The sequence below is a fragment of the Streptomyces chrestomyceticus JCM 4735 genome (assembly GCF_003865135.1).
Lineage (GTDB): Bacteria > Actinomycetota > Actinomycetes > Streptomycetales > Streptomycetaceae > Streptomyces > Streptomyces chrestomyceticus.
In genome coordinates this window covers 7,257,768-7,274,444 of sequence record NZ_BHZC01000001.1, presented here as the reverse complement: position 1 = coordinate 7,274,444, position 16,677 = coordinate 7,257,768, and the positions used below count along the sequence as shown (strand labels likewise).

Annotated in this window: 15 protein-coding genes and 1 pseudogene; 12 read left to right on the top strand and 4 right to left on the bottom strand. The window is 74.1% G+C overall.

Annotation, left to right across the window (positions count from 1 at the left end):
• The first annotated feature begins 67 nt into the window (after positions 1–67).
• From EJG53_RS31805 to EJG53_RS31780, 6 genes are read left to right on the top strand one after another with little or no spacing between them, the layout of a single operon-like run.
• Positions 68–1,102: a cobalamin biosynthesis protein gene (locus tag EJG53_RS31805; RefSeq protein ID WP_125047833.1), complete on the top strand. Its 1,035-nt coding sequence runs from the start codon at positions 68–70 to the stop codon at positions 1,100–1,102.
• Between the two features lie 40 nt (positions 1,103–1,142).
• Entirely contained in the window at positions 1,143–2,759 is a 1,617-nt protein-coding gene (locus EJG53_RS31800) for a cobyric acid synthase (RefSeq protein WP_125047832.1), read from the top strand.
• Positions 2,759–4,894 carry a putative cobaltochelatase gene (locus EJG53_RS31795; protein WP_125047831.1) on the top strand — a complete coding sequence of 712 codons (2,136 nt, stop codon included), beginning with the start codon at positions 2,759–2,761 and terminating at the stop codon, positions 4,892–4,894. Before EJG53_RS31800 ends, EJG53_RS31795 begins: the two co-directional genes overlap by 1 nt.
• A complete protein-coding gene (cobO, locus tag EJG53_RS31790) occupies positions 4,894–5,493 on the top strand; it encodes a cob(I)yrinic acid a,c-diamide adenosyltransferase (protein ID WP_125047830.1) in 600 nt (199 codons plus the stop codon). Before EJG53_RS31795 ends, cobO begins: the two co-directional genes overlap by 1 nt.
• 49 nt (positions 5,494–5,542) lie before the next feature.
• Positions 5,543–6,940, top strand: coding sequence for a cobyrinate a,c-diamide synthase (locus EJG53_RS31785; protein WP_125047829.1), 1,398 nt, complete (start codon positions 5,543–5,545; stop codon positions 6,938–6,940).
• Positions 6,933–7,577, top strand: a complete 645-nt coding sequence (locus EJG53_RS31780) for a VOC family protein (RefSeq protein ID WP_125047828.1) — start codon at positions 6,933–6,935, stop codon at positions 7,575–7,577. Before EJG53_RS31785 ends, EJG53_RS31780 begins: the two co-directional genes overlap by 8 nt.
• Before the next feature lie 38 nt (positions 7,578–7,615).
• On the opposite strand, the gene EJG53_RS31775 is transcribed toward EJG53_RS31780, so the two are convergent.
• Positions 7,616–8,341, bottom strand: coding sequence for a ZIP family metal transporter (locus EJG53_RS31775; RefSeq protein WP_125047827.1), 726 nt, complete (start codon positions 8,339–8,341; stop codon positions 7,616–7,618).
• A gap of 92 nt (positions 8,342–8,433) precedes the next feature.
• Between EJG53_RS31775 and EJG53_RS31770 the strand changes: the two genes are divergently transcribed.
• Positions 8,434–8,880: a cobalamin biosynthesis protein gene (locus EJG53_RS31770; protein WP_125047826.1), complete on the top strand. Its 447-nt coding sequence runs from the start codon at positions 8,434–8,436 to the stop codon at positions 8,878–8,880.
• Positions 8,877–9,980: an Rv2231c family pyridoxal phosphate-dependent protein CobC gene (gene cobC / locus EJG53_RS31765; RefSeq protein WP_244955422.1), complete on the top strand. Its 1,104-nt coding sequence runs from the start codon at positions 8,877–8,879 to the stop codon at positions 9,978–9,980. Before EJG53_RS31770 ends, cobC begins: the two co-directional genes overlap by 4 nt.
• Positions 9,981–9,996: 16 nt before the next feature.
• Here cobC and EJG53_RS31760 read toward each other — a convergent pair whose 3' ends face one another.
• Both EJG53_RS31760 and EJG53_RS31755 read right to left on the bottom strand, forming a co-directional pair.
• Complete coding sequence (locus tag EJG53_RS31760) at positions 9,997–10,743, bottom strand: SDR family NAD(P)-dependent oxidoreductase (RefSeq protein ID WP_125047825.1); 747 nt, start codon at positions 10,741–10,743, stop codon at positions 9,997–9,999.
• 40 nt (positions 10,744–10,783) lie between these two features.
• Positions 10,784–11,167, bottom strand: coding sequence for a hypothetical protein (locus EJG53_RS31755; RefSeq protein ID WP_125047824.1), 384 nt, complete (start codon positions 11,165–11,167; stop codon positions 10,784–10,786).
• Positions 11,168–11,302: 135 nt separating this feature from the next.
• Between EJG53_RS31755 and EJG53_RS31750 the strand changes: the two genes are divergently transcribed.
• Positions 11,303–11,671: an ArsR/SmtB family transcription factor gene (locus tag EJG53_RS31750; protein ID WP_174856487.1), complete on the top strand. Its 369-nt coding sequence runs from the start codon at positions 11,303–11,305 to the stop codon at positions 11,669–11,671.
• 81 nt (positions 11,672–11,752) lie between these two features.
• A pseudogene (locus EJG53_RS31745) lies at positions 11,753–12,732 on the top strand (bile acid:sodium symporter family protein).
• A 483-nt stretch (positions 12,733–13,215) separates the two neighbouring features.
• On the opposite strand, the gene EJG53_RS31740 reads toward EJG53_RS31745, so the two are convergent.
• Entirely contained in the window at positions 13,216–14,307 is a 1,092-nt protein-coding gene (locus EJG53_RS31740) for an amidohydrolase family protein (protein ID WP_125047823.1), read from the bottom strand.
• 491 nt (positions 14,308–14,798) lie between these two features.
• On the opposite strand from EJG53_RS31740, the gene ectA reads away from it, so the two are divergent.
• A complete protein-coding gene (gene ectA, locus EJG53_RS31735) occupies positions 14,799–15,314 on the top strand; it encodes a diaminobutyrate acetyltransferase (RefSeq protein WP_125047822.1) in 516 nt (171 codons plus the stop codon).
• A 65-nt stretch (positions 15,315–15,379) separates the two neighbouring features.
• A complete protein-coding gene (ectB, locus tag EJG53_RS31730; protein ID WP_125047821.1) occupies positions 15,380–16,651 on the top strand; it encodes a diaminobutyrate--2-oxoglutarate transaminase in 1,272 nt (423 codons plus the stop codon).
• Positions 16,652–16,677: the final 26 nt, after the last annotated feature.

The window sequence follows — 16,677 nt, the reverse complement described above, 5'->3', positions numbered from 1 at the left end:
CGCAGTGCGCAATCTGCTGGACGTACCCCCACGCCATCCCTCCGAGGCGCGACGGCGGTCTGATCCGATGCGTGCCGAACACGCCGGCTACGCGTGCGGCGCGGCCCTCGGCTTCCTCGGCGACCTGGTCGTGGGCGATCCCCGGCGCGGTCACCCCGTGGCCGCCTTCGGGCGGGCCGCGGCCGCCGTGGAACGCCGTCTGTGGCGCGACCACCGAGGGACCGGCGCCCTGCACACCGCGCTGCTCGCGGGCGGTACCGCCGCCGGTGCCGCGCTGCTCGACCGCGCCGTACGCCGCTCCCCCGCCGCCTTCCCCGCCTCCGTCGCGCTGACCGCCGCCGCCACCTGGGCCGTCCTGGGCGGCACTTCGCTGGGCCGCGAGGCGCGGGCCGTCGGCGGCGCGCTCGCGGCGGGCGACCTGGACGTGGCGCGCGAGCGGCTGCCGCACCTGTGCGGGCGCGACCCGCAGGCCCTGGACGGGCAGCAGATGGCGCGCGCGGTGGTCGAGTCCGTCGCCGAGAACACCTCGGACGCGGTGGTCGGCGCCCTGGTCTGGGGCGCGGCCGCCGGTGTGCCGGGGCTGCTGGCCTTCCGGGCCGTGAACACGCTGGACGCGATGGTGGGGCACAAGTCGCCGCGCCACCGCCGGTTCGGGTGGGCCTCGGCCCGCCTCGACGACGTGGCCGGTTACCCCGGCTCCCGGCTGACCGCCGCGCTGGCGGTGCTGGCGGGCCCGGACCGGCGGGGCGCGCTGCGCGCCTGGCGGCAGGACGGCCCGTCCCACCCGAGCCCCAACGCGGGCCCGGTGGAGGCGGCGTTCGCCGGGGCGCTGGGGGTGCGGCTGGGCGGCACCCTGGCGTACGGCGGCCGGGTCGAGCACCGGCCGGTGCTCAACGGCGACGCGGGCCGGCCGGTCGCGGTGCCGGACATCGAGCGGGCCGTGACCCTGTCGCGCCGGGTGAGCGCGCTGGCGCTGGCGGTCACGGTCGGGGGGCGGCTGGCGGCCGGGGCGGTACGGCGATCCCGTACGGCAGGAACGGTAGGCCGATCCATCACGGCCGGAGCGGTACGCCGCCCCCGTACCACCGGGAGGGCCAAGTGAGCAGCGGGAGCAGCGCAGTGCGGACGGCGAGGAGTGCCACGTGAACGGACCGGGTCAAGCACCGCTCGGCGGCGGGCTGCTGGTGGCGGGCACCACGTCCGACGCGGGCAAGAGTGTGGTGACGGCGGGCATCTGCCGCTGGCTGGCCCGCAAGGGCGTCAAGGTGGCGCCCTTCAAGGCGCAGAACATGTCGCTGAACTCGTTCGTGACGCGCGAGGGCGCGGAGATCGGGCGGGCGCAGGCCATGCAGGCCGCGGCGGCGCGCGTCGAGCCGAGCGCCCTGATGAATCCAGTGCTGCTGAAGCCGGGCAGTGACCGCAGCAGCCAGGTCGTGCTCATGGGCAAGCCGGTGGGCGAGCTGAGCGCGCGCGGCTACCACGCGGGCCGTCAGGAGCAGTTGCTCGGTACGGTCACGGACTGCCTCCAGGAGCTGCGGCGTACGCACGACGCGGTGATCTGCGAGGGCGCGGGCAGCCCGGCGGAGATCAACCTGCGGCGCACCGACATCGTGAACATGGGGATCGCGCGCGCCGCCCGTATCCCGGCCGTGGTGGTCGGCGACATCGACCGGGGCGGGGTGTTCGCCTCCTTCTTCGGCACCACCGCGCTGCTGTCCCGGGAGGACCAGGCACTGGTCGCGGGCTATCTCGTCAACAAGTTCCGGGGCGATGTGACGCTGCTGGAGCCCGGTCTGGACATGCTGAAGGAGCTGACCGGACGGCCCACCCTCGGGGTGCTGCCGTTCGCGCACGGCCTCGGCATCGACGAGGAGGACGGCCTCCGGGTGTCGCTGCGCGGCGCGGTCCGCGAGAGCGTCGTCGCGCCGCCGCACGGCGCCGACGTGCTGCGGGTCGCGGTGGCCGCCGTACCGCTGATGTCGAACTTCACGGACGTGGACGCGCTCGCCGCCGAACCGGGCGTCGTGGTGCGCTTCGTGGACCGCCCCGAGGAACTGGCCGACGCCGACCTCGTCGTCCTGCCCGGCACCCGAGGCACCGTCCGCGCGCTCCAGTGGCTGCGCGAGCGCGGCATCGCGGACGCGGTGCGGCGGCGGGCCGCGGAAGGACGCCCGGTGCTGGGCATCTGCGGCGGCTTCCAGATGCTGGGCGAGCGGATCGAGGACGAGGTCGAGTCGAAGGCCGGGACGGTGGACGGGCTGGGCCTGCTGCCCGTACGCGTCCGGTTCGCGGTGGAGAAGGCTTTGGCCCGGCCGTCCGGCGAGGCGCTGGGCGAGCCGGTCGAGGGGTACGAGATCCACCATGGCGTGGCGGAGATCGACGGCGGGGAGCCCTTCCTGGCGGGATGCCGTTCCGGGACCGTCTGGGGCACCCACTGGCACGGCTCACTGGAGAGCGACGGCTTCCGGCGGGCGTTCCTGCGGCGGGTGGCCGCCGACGCGGGCCGCGCGTTCGACCCGGCGCCGGACACCAGCTTCGCCGCACTGCGCGAGGAGCAGCTCGACAAGCTGGGCGACCTGATCGAGGAGCACGCGGACACGGCGGCGCTGCTGCGGCTCATCGAGGACGGCGTACCGGCGGGGCTGCCGTTCGTACCACCGGGGGCGCCGCCGATACCGCCGCCCCGCACCCCGGCCGCCCCCGCCGCGGCCTCCCCCGCACCCGCACCTCGCACGACCCTCGAAGGGGGTACTCCTTAATGGCATCGGTCCCTTACCCGTTCACCGCGGTCGTCGGGATGTCCGACATGCGGCTGAGCCTGCTGCTCAACGCCATCTCGCCGGCCATCGGCGGGGTGCTCGTCCGCGGCGAGAAGGGCACCGCGAAGTCGACGATCGTGCGGGGCCTGACGGCGCTGATGCCGGACGTCCCCGTCGTCACCGGCTGCCGCTTCTCCTGCGACCCGGCGGCGCCGGACCCGGCCTGTCCGGACGGTCCCCACGAGGCGGCCGGCGCGGAGGACCGCCCGGCCCGCATGGTCGAACTCCCCGTCGGCGCCTCCGAGGACCGCCTCGTCGGCGCGCTGGACATCGAGCGGGCGCTGTCGGAAGGCGTGAAGGCGTTCGAGCCGGGCCTGCTGGCGGACGCGCACCGCGGCATCCTGTACGTCGACGAGGTCAACCTCCTCCACGACCACCTCGTGGACCTGCTGCTGGACGCCGCCGCCATGGGCGCCTCGTACGTGGAGCGCGAGGGCGTCTCCGTACGGCACGCCGCGCGCTTCCTGCTCGTCGGCACCATGAACCCGGAAGAGGGCGAGCTGCGGCCGCAGTTGCTGGACCGTTTCGGGCTGACCGTGGAGGTCGCCGCGTCCCGCGAGCCGGACCAGCGGGTCGAGGTCGTGCGGCGCCGTCTGGCCTACGACGCGGACGCGGAGGGCTTCGCCGCGCGCTGGGCCGTCGAGGAGGGCGAGCTGCGGGAGCGGATCGCCGCCGCGCGGGCGCTGCTGCCGGATGTCGTCCTGGGGGACGCGGTGCTGCGGCAAATCGCCGCCGTCTGCGCTGCGTTCGAGGTGGACGGTATGCGCGCGGACATCGTGATGGCGCGCACCGCCAGCGCGCTGGCCGCCTGGGCGGGCCGTACGGAGGTCCGCGAGGAGGACGTACGGCAGGCTGCCCTGCTGGCGCTCCCCCACCGGCGCCGCCGCAACCCGTTCGACGCTCCCGGCCTGGACGAGGACAAGCTCGACCAGACGCTGGAGGAGTTCGCCGCCGACGAGGACGACGACCCGGAACCCGACCCGGACGGCGGCCCCGACGACGGCCCCGACGGCCCCGGTGGCGGTCAGCCGCCGCAGGACGGCGACGGCGGCACGGACGGCCCGCAGGGCGAGGACGCCCAGACCCCGCACGACCAGCCGCAGGGTCCCGACCAGCCGCAACTGCCCGAGCAGGCGCAAGGCCCGGAGTCCGACCCGGCTCCGGCCGACCCGAAGGCACAGTCCGAGGGCGACACGGACAACGCTCCGGGCGAGGGCGGCGAGACGGCCGCCGTCGGCGCGGGGGAGCCGTTCCGTACCCGGCGGCTGGACGTGCCGGGGCTCGGCGAGGGCGCGGACGGCCGCCGCTCCCGCGCCCGTACGGCGCACGGCCGGACCACCGGCGCCCGCCGCCCGCAGGGCACCCTGACCAAGCTGCACCTGGCCGCGACCGTGCAGGCCGCCGCACCGCACCAGGTGGCGCGCGGCCGCCGCGGCCCGGGCCTGGTGGTGCGCCGGGACGATCTGCGCGAGGCGGTGCGCGAGGGCCGGGAGGGCAACCTCGTGCTCTTCGTCGTGGACGCGTCCGGCTCGATGGCGGCGCGCAAGCGGATGAGCGCGGTCAAGGGCGCGGTGCTCTCGCTGCTGCTCGACGCCTACCAGCGGCGCGACAAGATCGGCATGATCACCTTCCGCGGTGCCGAGGCCGAACTGGCGCTGCCGCCGACCTCGTCGGTGGAGGCGGGCGCGGCCCGGCTGGAGTCGCTGCCCACCGGCGGCCGGACACCGCTGTCCGCGGGCCTGCTCAAGGCCCACGAGGTGCTGCGGGTCGAACGGCTGCGGGACGCCTCGCGCCGGCCGCTGCTGGTGGTCGTCACCGACGGGCGGTCCACCGGCGGCCCCGAGCCGCTGGTGCGCACCTCGCGCGCCGCACGGCTGCTGGGCGCGGAGGGCGTCGCCTCGGTGGTCGTCGACTGCGAGGCCGGGCCGGTACGGCTGGGTCTGGCGGGCGAGCTGGCCCGCGACCTCCAGGGCACCGCCGTCACCCTCGACGAACTGCGCGCGGACAGCGTCTCCGCGCTCGTCCGCGACGTCCGCGGGCAGGGCAACCACCACACCACTCGGAGGGCCGCTTAATGCCTCAGGGGCAGCCGTCCGTCGTCCCGGACGACGGACTCACCACCCGCCAGCGCCGCAACCGCCCGCTGGTCCTCGTCCACACCGGCCCCGGCAAGGGCAAGTCCACCGCCGCCTTCGGGCTGGCGCTGCGGGCCTGGAACCAGGGCTGGCCGGTCGGGGTGTTCCAGTTCGTGAAGTCGGCGAAGTGGAAGGTGGGCGAGGAGCGCGCGCTGCGGGTGCTCGGCGACACCGGCGAGGGCGGCACGGTCGCCTGGCACAAGATGGGCGAGGGCTGGTCCTGGGTCCAGCGCGACTCGCAGTACAGCAACGAGGAGGCGGCCCGCGAGGGCTGGGAGCAGGTCAAGCGGGACCTGGCCGCCGAGACGTACAAGCTGTACGTGCTCGACGAGTTCGCCTACCCGATGCACTGGGGCTGGGTGGACCCGGCCGAGGTCGTCTCCGTCCTGCGTGACCGTCCTGGCCACCAGCACGTCGTGATCACCGGCCGCAACGCGCCGCAGGAGCTGTGCGACTTCGCGGACCTGGTGACCGAGATGACCAAGGTGAAGCACCCGATGGACGCGGGCCAGAAGGGCCAGCGAGGCATCGAGTGGTGACGGCGCGGCCGGGCACCACGGCGACCGGAGCGGCAGGAGCAGTCACCCCGTGAGTACGATTCCCCGGCTCGTCATCGCCGCGCCCGCCTCGGGCAGCGGCAAGACGACCGTCGCCACCGGCCTGATGGCGGCCTTCACCGAGGCCGGGCTCTCGGTCTCCGCGCACAAGGTGGGCCCGGACTACATCGACCCGGGCTACCACGCGCTGGCCACCGGCCGGCCGGGCCGCAACCTGGACGCGTACCTGTGCGGCCCCGGCCAGATCGCACCGCTGTTCCTGCACGGTTCGGCCGGTGCCGACCTGGCGGTGGTCGAAGGCGTGATGGGGCTCTACGACGGCGCCTCCGGGCTCGGCGAACTGTCCTCCACCGCGCAGGTCGCCAAGCTGCTGCGGGCACCGGTGGTGCTGGTTGTGGACGCCTCGGCGCAGTCCCGGTCGGTGGCCGCGCTGGTGCACGGCTTCGCGTCCTGGGACCCGCAGGTACGGCTGGCCGGGGTGATCCTGAACAAAGTCGGCTCGGACCGGCACGAGGAGCTGCTGCGCGACGCGCTGGACGAGGCGGGCGTGCCGGTGCTGGGCGCGCTGCGCCGGGCACCCCAGGTGCAGACGCCGTCGCGGCACCTGGGCCTGATCCCGGTCGCCGAACGGCAGGCCGACGCGCTGGAGTCCGTACGGGCGCAGGCCGCCCAGGTACGGGAGGGCTGCGACCTCAAGGCGCTGCTGGCGCTGGCGCACAGCGCGCCGGAGCTGCCCGGCACGGCCTGGGACCCGGCGCTCGCCGTCGCGCAGGGCGCGGAGGGCGCGGCCCCGGTCCCCGGCAGGCCCGTGGTGGCCGTCGCGGGCGGCGCCGCGTTCACGTTCTCGTACGCCGAGCACCCCGAGCTGCTGAGGGCCGCCGGCGCCGAGGTGGCCGTCTTCGACCCGCTGCGCGACGAGCGGCTGCCCGCCGGGACGCAGGCCCTGGTGATCGGCGGCGGCTTCCCCGAGATGTACGCGGCCGAACTGTCGGCCAACGAGCCGCTGCGCCGCGCCGTGGTGGAGCTGGCGGCCTCGGGCGCGCCGGTCGTCGCCGAGTGCGCGGGGCTGCTGTACCTGTCCCGGACCCTTGACGGCAAGCCGATGTGCGGGGTGCTGCCCGCCGACGCGCGGATGTCGGAGCGGCTCACGCTGGGCTACCGGGAGGCGGTGGCACTGGCCGACAACTCCCTTGCCGTCGCCGGTACGCGGGTGCGCGGCCACGAATTCCACCGTACGGTGCTGGAACCGGGCGCGGGCGCGTCCCCCGCCTGGGGCATGACCCACCCCGCGCGCCGGGTGGAGGGCCACGTCCAGGGCGGGGTGCACGCCTCGTACCTGCACGTCCACTGGGCGGCCGAGCCGTCGCTGGCCCGCCGCCTGGCCGCCCGCGCCGCCGACCGCCCGCCGCTGGAGGCCCCCCGTGGCTGACGCCGTACTGGACCACCTGGTCCTCGCCACGCCCGACCTGGAAGGCACCGTCGCCGAACTCGCCGCACTGACCGGCGTCCGGCCGGTGCCGGGCGGGGGCCACCCGGGCCGGGGCACCCGCAACGCCCTGCTGGGCCTGGGCGACGGCGCCTACCTGGAGATCGTCGGCCCCGACCCCGCGCAGCCCGCGCCCAAGGCGCCGCGCTGGTTCGGCATCGACGCGCTGCGCGGCCCGCGGCTGGCCCACTGGGCGGTCCGGGTGCACGGGATCGCCGGGCACGTGGCGCGGGCCCGCGCGCTGGGGTACGACCCGGGCGAGCCGGTGCCGATGTCCCGCCGCACCCCGGACGGCAGCACGCTCTCCTGGACGCTGACGCCACCGCGCACCGGCGGCGGCCTGGTCCCGTTCCTGCTGGACTGGGGCGACACGCCGCACCCGGCCACCGGGCCGGACCTGCCGGTCGTACCGCTGCGCGCGTTCTCCGGTACGCACCCCGACCCGTCGACGATCCGCGCCGAACTGGCCGCCCTGGGCGCCACGCTCACCGTCGGGACGGGCGACCAACCGGGCCTGTCGGCCGTACTGGAGGGCCGCAACGGACCGGTCTCGGTCGGCCTGGGAGCCGGCGCGCCGTGACGTTTCCTCCCGGTGGCGCGCACTCCCGGCGCACCGGTTCAGGCCGCGAGCCCGACCACCAGCCAGATGAACCCCACACCCGCCACCGTGCACAGCAGGGTGGACAGCGCGGGATGGTCGTGGTGCGCCTCCGGGAGGATGTCGGAGGTCGCCAGGTAGAGCAGGACACCGCCGAAGAAGCCCAGGTAAATCCCGAGCCATTGCTCCGGAAGGGTGAACAGCAGCGTCGAGGCGGCACCGGCCAGCGGGGCCAGCGCGTCCGCGCCCAGCATGGTCAGCGCCCGGTTGCGGGCGTTCCCGTACAGGCTGGTGATCGTGTACGTGTTGAAGCCGTCCGCGAAGTCGTGGGCGATGACGGCGATCGCCACGGCCACCGCCATCTCCCGCCCCACCTGGTAGGCCAGGCCGATCGCGAAGCCGTCCATGAAGCTGTGCACCACCATGGCGGCCGCGGCCGTCAGGCCGACCTGCGGCACCCGTTCCTCCGGGTCCATGCCGTGCGCCGCCTTGCGGACCGCCAGCAGCCGTTCCACCGCGTGCGCGGCGAGGAACCCCAGGACGAAGCAGAGCAGCGCGGCCGGCACGCCATGGATCTCCTCGCCCGCCGCCTCCAGGGCCTCGGGCAGCAGGTCGAGGCCGACCACGCCCAGCATCAGGCCGCCCGCCAGCCCCAGGACCAGGTGGCGGCGGTCGGTGACCCGGTGGGCGACCCAGCCGCCGACCAGGGTCATCAGGAACGCGCCCAGCGCGATGACCACCGGCACGGTCTCACCCCTTCCCCGGGGTTCCGGCACCCCTCACTCCTGCTTACTGACCGGCCGGGCATCCCGCATGTCCGGGGCGCGGGGCGGGCGCGGTGAACGCGGCCCCGATCGTCGCCGGCGTCGGTGCCCGCCGGGGCGTCCCGGCCGCCGAGGTACTGACGCTCGTCCTGGACACTCTCGCAGCCGCGGGTACGGTCCCCGAAGCGCTCACCGCGCTCGCGACCGTGGACACCAAGGCGTCGGAGCCCGGACTGACCCAGGCGGCCGCCCGGCTCGGCGTGCCGCTGCTGGCGTACCCGGCCGAGGTACTGGCCGCCGTACCCGTACCCCATCCATCCGCCGCGGCACTGACCGCCACCGGCACGCCGAGCGTCGCGGAGGCCGCAGCGCTGACCGGCGCGGACGCCCTCACCACAGGCGCCCCCGGCACGGCCCGGCTCCTCGTCGGCAAACGCACCTCGGGGCCCGGAGCCCGGGCCACCTGCGCCGTGGCACACGGACGCACACCTCACCACCTCTGCACCAAGGAGACGTCGTGACCACCCCGCCGTCCGCCGCCCCCGGCGGCATACCCGGCCCGTACCCGCACGAACCGGACCTGCGCCACCACGGGGACGCCGAAGTGCGCGGCGCGGACGCCGGGCTGACCGACCTCGCGGTCAATGTGCGCGCCGGGACGCCGCCGGCCTGGCTCAAGGCACGCGTCGCGGCCTCGCTGGACGGGCTCGCCGCGTACCCGGACGGCGGCCCGGCGCGCCGGGCGGTGGCCGCGCGGCACGGCCTCCCGCCGGAACGGGTGCTGCTGACGGCGGGCGCGGCGGAGGCGTTCGTGCTGATCGCCCGCGCCGTACGGGCCCGGCGGCCGCTCGTCGTGCACCCGCAGTTCACCGAGCCGGAGTCGGCGCTGCGCGACGCCGGGCACCCGGTCGAACGGCTGCTGCTCACCGAGCGGGACGGCTTCCGGCTGGCCGCGGACGCGGTCCCCGACGAGGCCGACCTCGTCGTCGTCGGCAACCCGACCAACCCCACCTCCGTCCTGCACCCCGCCGAGGAGATCGCCCGGCTGGCGCGGCCCGGCCGCACCCTGGTCGTGGACGAGGCGTTCATGGACGCGGTGCCCGGCGAGCACGCGTCGCTGGCCTCGCGCACGGACGTACCCGGACTCGTCGTCCTGCGCAGCCTGACCAAGACCTGGGGCCTGGCGGGCCTGCGGATCGGCTACGTACTGGCCGCCCCGGAGATCATCGCGGACCTGGAACGGGCCCAGCCCCTGTGGCCGGTCTCCGCACCGGCCCTCGCCGCCGCCGAGGCGTGCTGCGAACCGGCGGCGCTGGCGGAGGCGGCGGACGCGGCCCGGCAGATCGCGGCGGACCGGGACCATCTGCTGGCCCGGCTGGCGCAGGTACGCGGGCCCGACGGCCAGCGGGTGCACGCCATGGCACCGGCCGAGGGCCCGTTCGTCCTGGTCCGGCTGCCGGACGCGGCGGCCGTCCGCACCCGGCTGCGGACGCTCGGCTTCGCGGTGCGGCGCGGCGACACGTTTCCGGGGCTGGGCCCGGAGTGGCTGCGGCTGGCGGTACGGGACCGGGCGACGACCGACCGTTTCACGGAGGCCCTGGAAAAGGCCCTGACCGGCTGACCTCCCCCCGGCTTCCTCAGCGCATCAACGCCCCACCGTTGACGTCATACGTCGCACCGGTGACGAAGGTTTCCTCCGACGCCAGGAAGACGGCCACGCGAGCCACCTCCTCCGGGGTGGCGATCCGCCCGAGCGGCACCTGCGCGGTCAGCCCGGCCAGCGCCTCCGGCGAGACGGACCGGACCATCGGCGTGTCGATCATCGCGGGTGCGACCGTGTTCACGGTGATGCCGTCACCGGCCAGCTCGGCGGCGAAGACCCGGCTCAGCGCGATCATCCCGGCCTTGGACGTCCCGTACGCGGCACCGGTGGGCCGGGGCGTCTGCCCGGCGATCGAGGCCATGTTGACGATGCGTCCGTAGCCGCGCTCGCGCATGTCCCGAGCGACGGCCCTGGTGAGGAAGAAGACGGCGCGCAGATTGACCGCGAAGACCTCGTCCCACTCCTCGGGGGTGATCTCCCACAGGGAGGCGGCCAACGGCCGGGCCGCGTTGTTGACCAGGACGTCCACGGGCCGCCAGGCGCGGACCGTACGGTACGCCTCCTCGGTGGCGGCGAGGTCGCGCAGATCGGCGTGGACGGTACGGACGCGCTCCCCGCCCGGGTCGAGGTCCGCGGCCAGCGCCTGGTTGGCCACGTCGTCGCGGTCCAGGGCCGCCACGTACGCGCCCTCGGCGAGGAAAGCGCGGACGAGGGCGGCGCCGAGGCCCTGGGCGCTGCCGGTGATCAGTACGGTACGGCCGGCGAGGCCGGTGTCGAGCACGGAGTGCTCCTTCCTGAAGGCGGACGGACGGCGGGAGCGGTCACTCGGTGCCGAAGAACAGCGGACGCCCGGCCCGCGCCTCGATCCGCAGATAGCGCCACAGGCGTACGCCCCCGTCGCCCACCTCGGTGTCGCGCACGATGCCGCAGATCCGGGCCACGGTGTCCAGGTCGGGCACATCGGCGAGGATGTACGAGGTCCAGGGCCAGGCGGCGGACGCGCCGACCATGAGCTGGTCGTCGTCGAGGGTGCCGAGGACCCGGACGCCGAAGCGCTCGGCGAGCCGGGCGAAGGCGGGCGGGATGGCGGCGGCCACCGCGGCCCGCTCCTCGTCACCGGCGTTGAAGAACTCCTGGGTGACGCCGATGCAGAAGAGGGTGCGCAGCGGGCTTTCGGGCGGGTTCGGCGCGGCGGTGGCGGACATGACGGAACCTCGTCTCGGACGGCGGGAAGGGCGCACGAAGGGAGCCCACAGCGACTCACCCCGTACCAACAGTTAGAAGATCATCGAAGCATCGACGTCCCGGACCGTACCACTCACTTGGAAGGCTCTCTGATCATGGCTCCCACGGAGACCGCGCGCAGCACACCTCCCACCGCCTCTCCCCCGGCCGACGCCGACCAGCCGGAGGCCGGCGCCATCCGCCTCGGCCCGCTCCTCCAGGCGTTCGGCGACCCGCTGCGGCAGCACATCGTGCGGCGGCTCGCGGCGGACGGCGAGGCGGGCTGCGGCGACATCGAACTGCCGGTGACCCGGGCCACCGGCTCGTACCACTTCCGCGTCCTGCGGCAGGCGGGCTGGACCCACACCCGCCGGATCGGCCGGGAGCGCTACATCTCGCTGCGCCGGGACGATCTGGAGGCACGATTCCCCGGACTCCTGGCAGCCCTGCTCAAAGCAGCAGAAACAGAATCGGCAACCACCTGACCCCACAACGAGCCCGCCCCTCCCCGTCCACCATCCGAAACCCATTGCCCCGTACACGCAGCCCGGCACTAAGGTGCCGCCGTGCCCACCGAACAGCTCAGCCAGCACCCCGCCCCCACCGGCGACCTGCCCGCCTCCGACCGGGCGGCGCGGCGGGCCGTCACCGTCTTCCCCTCCTGGTGATCGCGGCGGGCGCGGTCGGGCTGCTGTGGCCCGCGCCGTTCACCGGCTGGGCGCCCGCGGTCCCGTGGCTGCTCGGCGTCGTGATGTTCTCGATGGGGCTGACGCTCACGCCGCCGGACTTCGCGGCGGTCGCCAAGCGGCCCTGGGCGGTGGGCCTGGGCCTGGTCGCGCACTACGTGATCATGCCCGGCCTGGGCTGGCTGATCGCCACCACCCTCCACCTGCCCCCGCAGCTCGCGGCCGGTGTCATCCTCGTCGGCTGCGCCCCCAGCGGCACCGCCTCCAACGTCGTGACCTACCTGGCCCGCGGCGATGTCGCCCTCTCCGTCTCGGTCGCCACCGTCTCCACCGTCCTGGCCCCCCTGATCACCCCACCGCTGACTCTCCTCCTCGCCGGTCAGTTCCTGGACGTGGACGCCGGGGTGATGGTGACCGACATCCTCAAGACGGTGCTGCTGCCTGTGCTCGGCGGGCTGCTGGTCCGGCTCGTCGCGGGCCGCTGGGTCGACCGCGCGCTGCGCACGCTGCCGTGGCTGTCCGCCGTGACCATCGCGGCCATCGTGCTGGTCGTGGTCTCCGGCAGCGCCGCACGCATCAAGGACGCGGCGGCCCTGGTCGTCCTCGCGGTCGTCCTGCACAACGGCCTGGGCCTGGCCCTCGGCTACGCGGCGGGCCGGCTGGCCCGGCTGGGCAAACCGGCCGGCCGGGCGATGGCCTTCGAGGTCGGCATGCAGAACTCCGGCCTCGCCGCCTCCCTGGCCACCGCCCACTTCAGCCCCGCGGCAGCACTCCCGGCGGCCGTCTTCTCCGTATGGCACAACATCTCCGGCGCCCTGGTGGCCGCCTGGATGGCCCGCAACGCGCGCCGCGAACGCTGACCGCCACCCCGCACCCGTACACGGGCCCAGCCCTCCGGACTCCGCCCTGCGGTCCGCCCCCTCCCGCCGTAGGGCGTCCGACGGCCGGTGGGGGCAGACGTCCCCCACCCACGCCGCGACAGCCGAACACGTACAGGAGGGTGCGGGACCGTAGGACGAAGTCTGGAGGGCCCGGGCCCGCACCACCGTCGACCTGCCAGCAGCCCGACGAAGTTTCGGCGCCCGACGGCGGCCAACCTCCGTGGCCGACTGGCAGGCAGCACCGGGTGCCGCCCGCTGCACCCGTCTACGGGACCGGGCTTCCAGACTTCGTCCTCCAGCCCGCCCCCTTCCGTCGTACGGCGATCGACGGCCGGTGGGGGCAGGCGTCCCCCCACCCCGTACGTGTCAGCCTGACACGTACAGGAGGGTGCGGGACCGTAGGACGAAGTCTGTAGGGCCCGGGCCCGCACCACCCGGCCGGGAAGCCGACCCGCAAGCGGGTCACCCCACCACACGCCCCCGCAACACCACCCGCCGCGGCGCCCCCAGCACCCGTACGTCCGCGCGCGGATCCCCGTCGTAGACGACGAGGTCCGCCGGGGCGCCCTCCTCCAGGCCCGGACGTCCCAGCCACCGCCGCGCACCCCACGTCGTCGCCGCGAGCGCGTCCACCGGGGGGATGCCGGCCTTGGTCAGTTCGGCCACTTCCTGTGCGATCAGGCCGTGGGCGAGCGAACCGCCCGCGTCGGTGCCGGCGAAGATGGGCACCCCCGCGTCGTACGCCGCGCGTACGGTGTCGTAGCGCCGCTCGTGCAGGCTCCGCATGTGGCTCGCCCAGGCGGGGAACTTCTTCTCACCACCGGCCGCCAGGGTCGGGAAGGTGGCGATGTTGACGAGGGTGGGGACGATCGCTACGCCACGCTCCGCGAACAGCGGAATCGTCTCCTCGGTGAGGCCGGTGGCGTGTTCGATGCAGTCGATGCCCGCCTCGACCAGCGGGGCGAGGGTCTCCTCGGCGAAGCAGTGAGCGGTGACCCGGGCGCCGAGGCGGTGCGCCTCGGCGATGGCCGCCTCGACGGCGCCGCGCGGCCAGCAGGCCGACAGGTCGCCGGTCTCGCGGTCGATCCAGTCGCCGACCAGCTTGACCCAGCCGTCACCGCGCCGGGCCTCCCGCGCGACGTACGCGACCAGGTCCTCCGGCTCGATCTCGTGGGCGTAGTTGCGGATGTAGCGGCGGGTGCGGGCGATGTGACGGCCCGCCCTGATGATCCGCGGCAGGTCCTCGCGGTCGTCGATCCAGCGGGTGTCGGACGGCGAGCCGGCGTCCCTGAGCAGCAGCGTGCCCGCCTCCCGTTCGGTCAGCGCCTGCTTCTCGCTGGTCGCCTCGTCCACCGGCCCGTGGGCGTCGAGTCCGACGTGGCAGTGGGCGTCGACCAGGCCGGGCAGCGCCCAGCCCTGAACGGTCGTCACCTCCCGCGCGCCCGTCGGCCGTTCGTAGGTCACCCGGCCGTCGACGACCCAGAGTTCGTCGCGCACGTCGTCCGGCCCGGTCAGGACCCTGCCCTTGATGTGCAGCACCACGCTCTCGCTCATGGCCGCACTGTATGACGCGCGGGGAGGCGCGCGGCACGGGGTCCAGGACACCGGCCGCGATGCACCGCGGTCCCCTTCGGTGACTTGTTCCACAGAAACACCGTGGACACCCGGGCTTTTCTTGCGGTACACCTTTTACCGGCGAATTTCCAATTCTCCAGTGCGCAGCTTCCCGTATTCTTCTGCCCGCTTTTTCGCAGCTCAAACGCCAAGATTTCGCTAGCGCCGGAGCAGGTAATTCCGTCGGGTCACCAGGACATTACGGAGCTGTGACCGACCCCACACCATGTCCGCTTCACCCCGTATTTTCCGGGCAAACCCGTACATCGCGCAGTCGTTTCGCGCGCTCGTGCGCCCCCGCGCGATAACACAGGACCCCCTTCCCACGTAACCCCTCCCCGCGATGCATTTTCCTTTTTCCCTGGGTAAATTGAATTCGCATGACCGCCGCACAAGCAGACCATGCAGGTGCCCGAAGCGATATCAGAGAAATGCCGGAGGGTTTCAAGCTCGACACACCGCGCGTGGAGGACGGAGCCGCGATCTGGCGCATCGCCCGCGACTCCAAGGCACTGGACCTGAACTCCTCCTACAGCTACCTGCTGTGGTGTCGCGACTTCGCCGCCACCTCCGCCGTCGCCCGCGACGGCGAGGGCGAGCCGGCCGCCTTCATCACCGGCTACCTCCGCCCCGAGTCCCCGGACACGCTCTTCGTCTGGCAGGTCGCCGTCGACGAGGCGCACCGTGGCCGCGGACTGGCCGCCGCCCTTCTGGACGGCCTGGTCGACCGCGTCGCCGAGGACCAGGGCGTGCGTCGCATCGAGACCACGATCACCGAGGACAACGCGGCGTCCAACCGTCTCTTCGCCTCGTTCGCCGAGCGCCACGGGGCGCCGCTGGCCCGCGAAGTCCTCCTCGACGCCGGGCACTTCCCGGAGCCGGGGCACGACGCCGAGGTGCTCCACCGCATCGGCCCGCTCGGTCCCCCTGCCGGGCACCGCCCCTGACCGCCCCTTTCGCAGCCCCCGCAGACTTCTCCCCGCTCACGCCACTCATCTCCCAGGAGCATGCTGTGACCATCACCCAGCCCGACCTGAGCGTCTTCGAGACCGTGGAGTCCGAGGTGCGCAGCTACTGCCGCGGATGGCCCACGGTCTTCGACCGCGCGCAGGGCAGCCACATGTACGACGAGGACGGCCACACCTACCTCGACTTCTTCGCCGGCGCCGGGTCGCTCAACTACGGGCACAACAACCCCGTACTCAAACGCGCCCTGATCGACTACATCGAGCGGGACGGCGTCACCCACGGCCTGGACATGTCCACCACGGCCAAGCGTGCGTTCCTGGAGACCTTCCAGAACACCATCCTGCGCCCGCGCGACCTGCCCTACAAGGTCATGTTCCCCGGCCCGACGGGCGCCAACGCCGTGGAGGCCGCGCTCAAGCTGGCCCGTAAGGTCAAGGGCCGCGAGTCGATCGTCTCCTTCACCAACGCCTTCCACGGCATGTCGCTGGGCGCCCTAGCGGTCACCGGCAACGCCTTCAAGCGCGCCGGTGCCGGCATCCCGCTCGTGCACGGCACCCCGATGCCGTTCGACAACTACCTCGACGGCACCTACCCGGACTTCCTCTGGTTCGAGCGCCTGCTGGAGGACAGCGGTTCCGGCCTGAACACCCCGGCCGCCGTGATCGTCGAGACGGTCCAGGGCGAGGGCGGCATCAACGTCGCCCGCGCCGAGTGGCTGCGCGCACTGTCCGAGCTGTGCAAGCGCCGCGACATGCTGCTGATCGTCGACGACATCCAGATGGGCTGCGGCCGTACCGGCGCGTTCTTCTCCTTCGAGGAGGCGGGCATCGTGCCGGACATCGTCACCGTCTCGAAGTCCATCAGCGGCTACGGCCTGCCGCTCGCGCTCACCCTGTTCAAGCCGGAGCTGGACATCTGGGAGCCGGGCGAGCACAACGGCACCTTCCGCGGCAACAACCCCGCCTTCGTCACCGCCGCGGCGGCCCTGGACACGTACTGGGCCGACGGCCAGATGGAGAAGCAGACGCTGGCCCGCGGCGAGATCATCGAGTCGCACCTGCGCGCCATCGTCGAGGAGCACCCGGCCTCCATCGCCGAGTACCGCGGCCGCGGCATGGTCTGGGGCCTGGAGTGCTCCGACAAGCCGCTCGCCAACAAGATCGCCAAGCGCGCCTTCGAGCTGGGTCTGCTCATCGAGACCTCCGGCCCGGAGAGTGAGGTCGTCAAGCTGCTGCCGGCGCTGACGACCACCCCCGAGGAGCTGGACGAGGGTCTGCGCATCCTCGCCCGCGCGGTCCGCGACTGCGCCGCCTGAGCGCACCCGGAACCGCACCACTCCTT

Excerpts from the sequence above, each read along its gene's own strand:
- EJG53_RS31750 (WP_174856487.1), top strand. The coding sequence starts at position 11,303 with ATGGCTCCCACGGAGACCGCGCGCAGCACACCTCCCACCGCCTCTCCC.
- EJG53_RS31755 (WP_125047824.1), bottom strand. The coding sequence starts at position 11,167 with ATGTCCGCCACCGCCGCGCCGAACCCGCCCGAAAGCCCGCTGCGCACC.
- ectA (WP_125047822.1), top strand. The coding sequence starts at position 14,799 with ATGCCGGAGGGTTTCAAGCTCGACACACCGCGCGTGGAGGACGGAGCC.
- EJG53_RS31740 (WP_125047823.1), bottom strand. The coding sequence starts at position 14,307 with ATGAGCGAGAGCGTGGTGCTGCACATCAAGGGCAGGGTCCTGACCGGG.
- EJG53_RS31805 (WP_125047833.1), top strand. The coding sequence starts at position 68 with ATGCGTGCCGAACACGCCGGCTACGCGTGCGGCGCGGCCCTCGGCTTC.
- cobO (WP_125047830.1), top strand. The coding sequence starts at position 4,894 with ATGCCTCAGGGGCAGCCGTCCGTCGTCCCGGACGACGGACTCACCACC.
- EJG53_RS31795 (WP_125047831.1), top strand. The coding sequence starts at position 2,759 with ATGGCATCGGTCCCTTACCCGTTCACCGCGGTCGTCGGGATGTCCGAC.